Origin of the sequence: Nonomuraea lactucae (assembly GCF_003313395.1) — a bacterium.
Lineage (GTDB): Bacteria > Actinomycetota > Actinomycetes > Streptosporangiales > Streptosporangiaceae > Nonomuraea > Nonomuraea lactucae.
Map to the genome: position 1 here is coordinate 1 of NZ_QNFZ01000777.1, position 4,722 is coordinate 4,722.

Genomic DNA, 4,722 nt, shown 5'->3' on the forward strand with positions numbered 1-4,722 from the left:
CCCGGCCTCGGCCGTCCGGGCGAAAGGGGCAGGTGGTGGGCGCGCAGGTCGCGGGCGGGCCGGTCGGGCAGCAGCTCGGCGAGGCGGCCGTGCAGGATCTGCCGTCCCGGCAGCCCGGCGGCGCGCAGCCGGGGCAGGAGCATCCCGAACCCGACGTTCGCGGTGCCGTCGCCGATGGGGAACGACCACGCGTACGCCGGCCAGCCCTCCTTCTGCATGGCTATGAGCTGCGCGTCGTCGGTGGCGGGCACGTCGGCGTAGCCGCGCACGGCTATCGCGGTGTGCCTGCCCGGAGTGGCCGGGAGGCCGAGGAGACGCCTCACCGTCGAGCCGGCCCCGTCGGCCGCCACCACGGCGCGGGCGCGCATGGAGCCGTCCACGACGACGTGGGAGCCGCCCGCGTGGAGGGTACGTACGCGGTGCCTGCGCACCTCGACGCCCCGGACGCGGGCCGCCTCCACCAGGCGCGCGTCGAACACCCTGCGCGGGACGACGTGGCTGGGCCGCGCCGCCCTGGCCGACACGCGCAGGCCGCTCGGCGAGACGACCGAGAGGTTGGGCGTGGGCCGGTAGTCGTCGATGAGGCCGGGCACGCCGAGCAGGGCCAGCTCGTCCCGGCCGTGGGCCGCGATGCCGTCACCGCACGCCTTGTCGCGGGGGAAGTCCGCCTTGTCCAGCAGGAGGATCCTGCCGAGCGGCCGCAGCTGGGCCGCCCGCAGCGCCGCCGCCGCTCCAGCGGGGCCGCCGCCGACGACCACGAGATCCCAGACGTCGTCCACGTACGGACTGTGCCACGCCGCACGCCCCCGAAACCCTGGGGCTTGGCGGGCCGGGCCGCGAGACCACGTGAGGTCAGTGTTCGGAGGTCTCCGGGAGGGAGCCGCGGGCGACGTGGGCGAGGGTGATCTCGGCGAGAAGGGTCTCCTCATGGTCCCGTAACGCGCTCCACACCTCCGCGAGCGGGCCGGCCACGCCCGGGTAGCCGCCGTGGTCGCCGCCCTCCGAGACACCTTCGACCACGGTGATGATGTCGGCCAGGGTGATCTGGTCGGTGGGACGGGCCAGCCAGTAGCCGCCGTCCGGGCCGCGCTGGCTGTGCAGCAGGCCGGCGCGCCGGAGCTGGAGCAGGATGTTGTCGAGGAACTTGCGGGGGATGCCCTGGGCTGCCGCGATCTTCTCGGCGGGCACGGGGCCCGGCGGCGCGGCGGCCAGCTCGGCCGCCGCGCGCAGGGCGTACTGGGTTCGGGCGGAGATCCGCATAGCGGTCAGTTGGTGACCTGATGCAGACCCCACCGGCGGCGTAGCGCGCCGTCGGCGGCGCCGAACAGCCGGTCGATGAGGATGCCGATGACGAGGATGACGATCATCGTGGCGAGCAGGCCGGCCGAGTCGGCCAGTTCGCGCGCGAAGTGCAGCTGCTCTCCGAGCGAGGGCCGGTTGGCGATGATGACCAGCAGCTCGCCCGCCATCAGCGAGCGCCAGGCGAACGCCCAGCCCTGCTTCAGCCCGGCCAGGAAGGACGGCAGCGAGGCGGGCAGTATCACGTGCCGGTACAGGGACAGACGGCGGAAGCCCAGCATGTGCCCGGCCCGCAGCAGGATCGGCGGGGTGTAGTCGACGCCGGCGATCAGGCCGTTGGCGACCGACGGGGCGGCGCCCAGCACGACGACGAACAGGATCGCGCTCTCGGAGAGCCCGAACAGCAGGATGGCCAGGGGGAACCAGGCGATCGACGGCATCGTCTGCAGGCCGGTGATCAGCGAGCCGACCGCCCTGCGCAGCGGCCGGATCCGCGAGACCAGCGCCCCGACGACGAGGCCGACGGCGATCGCGAGCGCGAAGCCGACCACGGCCCGGCGCATGGTGACCAGGACCGCCTGGTAGAACTCGGCCTCGCCGAGCCGGTTGCCGAGATCGGCGAGCGTGGTGAGCGGCCCGGCGAAGACGTACTCGGGCCACCAGCCGGCCAGCACCACGAGCTGCCAGGCGGCGAGGACGATGGCTATCGCCGAGGCGACCGGCCACGCCGCCGCCCAGACGCGCTTGGCCAGGCTCGTGCGCTGCTTGGTGGTCAGTTCGAGCGCGTCGAGGCCGGCGATCTGCCTGGCGTGGGTGTCAACGGCCATGGCGCATGACCTCCTGGCGCAGCCGGTCGGTGATCTCGGCGGCCTGCCGCGCGACCTCCGCCGAGTCGGTGCGGCGCGGCCGGGGCAGCGTGACGGCGAAGTCCTCGACCACCCGGCCGGGGCGGCTGGACAGCAGCACGACGCGGTCGCCGAGCCGTACGGCCTCGCGCACGTTGTGGGTGACGAACAGGACGGCGAGGTTGCGCTCGCGCCAGATGCGCTCCAGCTCGTCGTGGAGCAGGTCGCGGGTCATGGCGTCCAGCGCGCCGAACGGCTCGTCCATCAGCAGCACGTCGGCGTCCTGCGCGAGGGCCCTGGCCAGGGCGACGCGCTGGCGCATGCCGCCGGACAGCTCGTGCGGGCGCTTGCCGCCGAAGCCGCCCAGGTGCACGATCTCCAGGAACTCGGCCGCGCGGGACCGGCGCTCCTTGCGGGCCACGCCCTTGGCCCGGAGCGCCATCTCGACGTTGGCGGAGACGGTCAGCCAGGGGAAGAGCGCGGGTTCCTGGAACATCAGGGCGACCCGGTCGCGGTCGACGTCGATCCGTCCCGCGCTGGGCGCGTCGAGGCCGGCGACCAGCGACAGCAACGTGCTCTTGCCGCAGCCGGAGGCGCCGAGCAGGCAGACGAACTCGCCCGGCGCCACGTCGAGGGCGACGTTGTCGAGGGCGAGCAGGCCGGCCCTGCCCTGGCCGTACATCTTGGAGACGGCGTCCAGCCGGACGGCGGGGTCGTGCCCGCCGAGCCGGCTGCCTGCCTGCTCCGTGAGTGGAGCCGTCATTGGACCTCCGGTCACTTGTCCGAGATCGGGGACTTGCCGCTGGCTGCGAGAACCTCGTTGAGGGTCTTCAGGTCGTAGATGCCGTTCAGGTCGACCGGGTCGAGCAGGCCGACCTTGGTGGCGTGCTCGGCGCTGCCCACCAGCGAGGAGGCGATCGGGTCGTTGGTGAACGTGATGTTCTTGAACGCGGCGTCGAGCACCTCGGGCTTGAGCGGCTTGCCGGTGAGCTTCTGCAGGGCGCCGTTGGCGGTCTGCGCGGCCCCGGCGGGGTCGGACTCGATCAGGCCGTTGGCCTCGACGTGCGCCTGGATGAGCTTCTTGACGGTGTCCGGGTGCTCCTTGGCGAACTCCTGCCTGACGATCAGGTGGGTGATCACGAACTGCTTGTTCGGCCACAGGTCGCGCTCGTCGACCAGCACCTTGCCGCCGCTCTCCTTGATCAGGCGGCTGGCGAACGGCTCGGGCACCCACGCGCCGTCGATGTCGCCGGTGGCGAAGGTCTGGACGGTCTGGGAGTTCTCCTGCGGGACGATGGAGACCTCGCCGCCGCCCTTGGTGTCGGCCTTGATGCCCTTCTCGGCCAGCCAGTAGCGCAGCGCCACGTCCTGGGTGTTGCCGAGCTGGGGAGTGGCGATCTTCTTGCCCTTGAGGTCCTCGGGCGAGTCGATGCCCGGCTTGACCACCAGGAAGACGCCGCCGGACGCCGCCCCGGCGACGATCTTGATGGCCTGGCCCTTGGACTTCGACCAGGCGTTGATCGCGGGGTTCGGGCCGACGTAGGTGGCGTCGATGGCGCCGGAGAAGACGGCCTCGATCGCCGCGGGGCCCGCGTTGAACGTGCTCGTCTTCAGTGTGGTGCCGCTGCCGAGGTGCTTGGCGTACAGGCCCTTCTCGACCCCGACCAGGGCGGTGGCGTGGGTGATGTTCGGGAAGAAGCCGAGCCGCACCTCCGCCGGAGCGCCGCCGCCCGCGCCTGTGGCACCGCCGGGGGTCGAGCCGCTCCCGCAGGCCGCAGCCAAGGTCGTGAGCGCCAGGGCGGCCATGGTGGCCACCAGCCGCCGTGCCCTGCGAGCGTTCATTGCTTCTCCCTATTTCCCACTTATTCAGTCGCTTTAATGTGTTTATAGGGCCCACAGGTGCTCGCGTCAAGCCGGACCGGTCCAAGTTCGCGCCTTGCGACCAGAACGTGACGTTCCGCACGTGACCTCCGCCACTGCGTGGGTAGCCGGACCCGACGACTTCCAACCGCGGGGAGGGTCACATGGACTCTTCGATCCGCCTGGGCCGGATCGCGGGAGTGCCGGTCGGGCTCAACATCAGCGTCCTGGTCATCGTCGCCATCCTGGTGTTCGGGCTGGCCTTCGGACGCTTCCCCACCGTCTTCCCCGGCCTGCCGACGGCGCTCTACCTGCTGGCCGCGGTGGCGGCGGCGACGCTCTTCATGGTCTCCCTGCTCGCCCACGAGCTGGCGCACGCCGTGATGGCCAAGCGCAACGGCATCGAGGTGTCGCGGATCACGCTGTGGCTGCTCGGCGGGGTGGCGGAGCTGCGCGGCGAGCCCCGGTCACCGGGCGCGGACCTGAAGATCGCGATCGTGGGCCCGGTGACCAGCCTGGTGTGCGCGGGGATCTTCGGCGGTATCTCGCTGCTGGTCTCGGCGACGGGAGGCGCGCCGCTGCTCGCCGGGGTGTTCGGCTACCTGGCGGGGGTGAACCTGATCCTGGCCGTGTTCAACCTCGTTCCGGCCGCGCCGCTGGACGGCGGGCGCGTGCTGCGCGCCGCGCTGTGGGCGCGCTGGGGCGACCGGGCGAGGGC

General features: G+C 72.3%; 6 protein-coding genes. 1 reads left to right on the plus strand and 5 read right to left on the minus strand.

The annotated features are described in order from the left end of the window. The 5 genes from DQW85_RS27320 to DQW85_RS27340 form a co-directional block, all read right to left on the minus strand. Window positions 1-779, minus strand: a 779-nt coding sequence (locus DQW85_RS27320; protein WP_205315447.1) for an NAD(P)/FAD-dependent oxidoreductase, incomplete at its 3' end; no start/stop codon positions are given. A gap of 73 nt (window positions 780-852) precedes the next feature. Next, a complete protein-coding gene (locus tag DQW85_RS27325) occupies window positions 853-1,260 on the minus strand; it encodes an RrF2 family transcriptional regulator (RefSeq protein WP_113702782.1) in 408 nt (135 codons plus the stop codon). 5 nt (window positions 1,261-1,265) lie between these two features. Next, window positions 1,266-2,126 carry an ABC transporter permease gene (locus DQW85_RS27330; RefSeq protein ID WP_113702783.1) on the minus strand — a complete coding sequence of 287 codons (861 nt, stop codon included), beginning with the start codon at window positions 2,124-2,126 and terminating at the stop codon, window positions 1,266-1,268. Beyond that, on the minus strand, window positions 2,116-2,907 hold the full coding sequence (locus DQW85_RS27335; protein ID WP_113702784.1) for an ABC transporter ATP-binding protein: 792 nt from the start codon (window positions 2,905-2,907) through the stop codon (window positions 2,116-2,118). Before DQW85_RS27335 ends, DQW85_RS27330 begins: the two co-directional genes overlap by 11 nt. Window positions 2,908-2,918: 11 nt before the next feature. Next, on the minus strand, window positions 2,919-3,986 hold the full coding sequence (locus DQW85_RS27340; protein WP_113702785.1) for an ABC transporter substrate-binding protein: 1,068 nt from the start codon (window positions 3,984-3,986) through the stop codon (window positions 2,919-2,921). A 182-nt stretch (window positions 3,987-4,168) separates the two neighbouring features. Between DQW85_RS27340 and DQW85_RS27345 the strand changes: the two genes are divergently transcribed. Next, a partial coding sequence (locus DQW85_RS27345; RefSeq protein WP_205315448.1) for a site-2 protease family protein occupies window positions 4,169-4,722 on the plus strand: 554 nt, incomplete at its 3' end.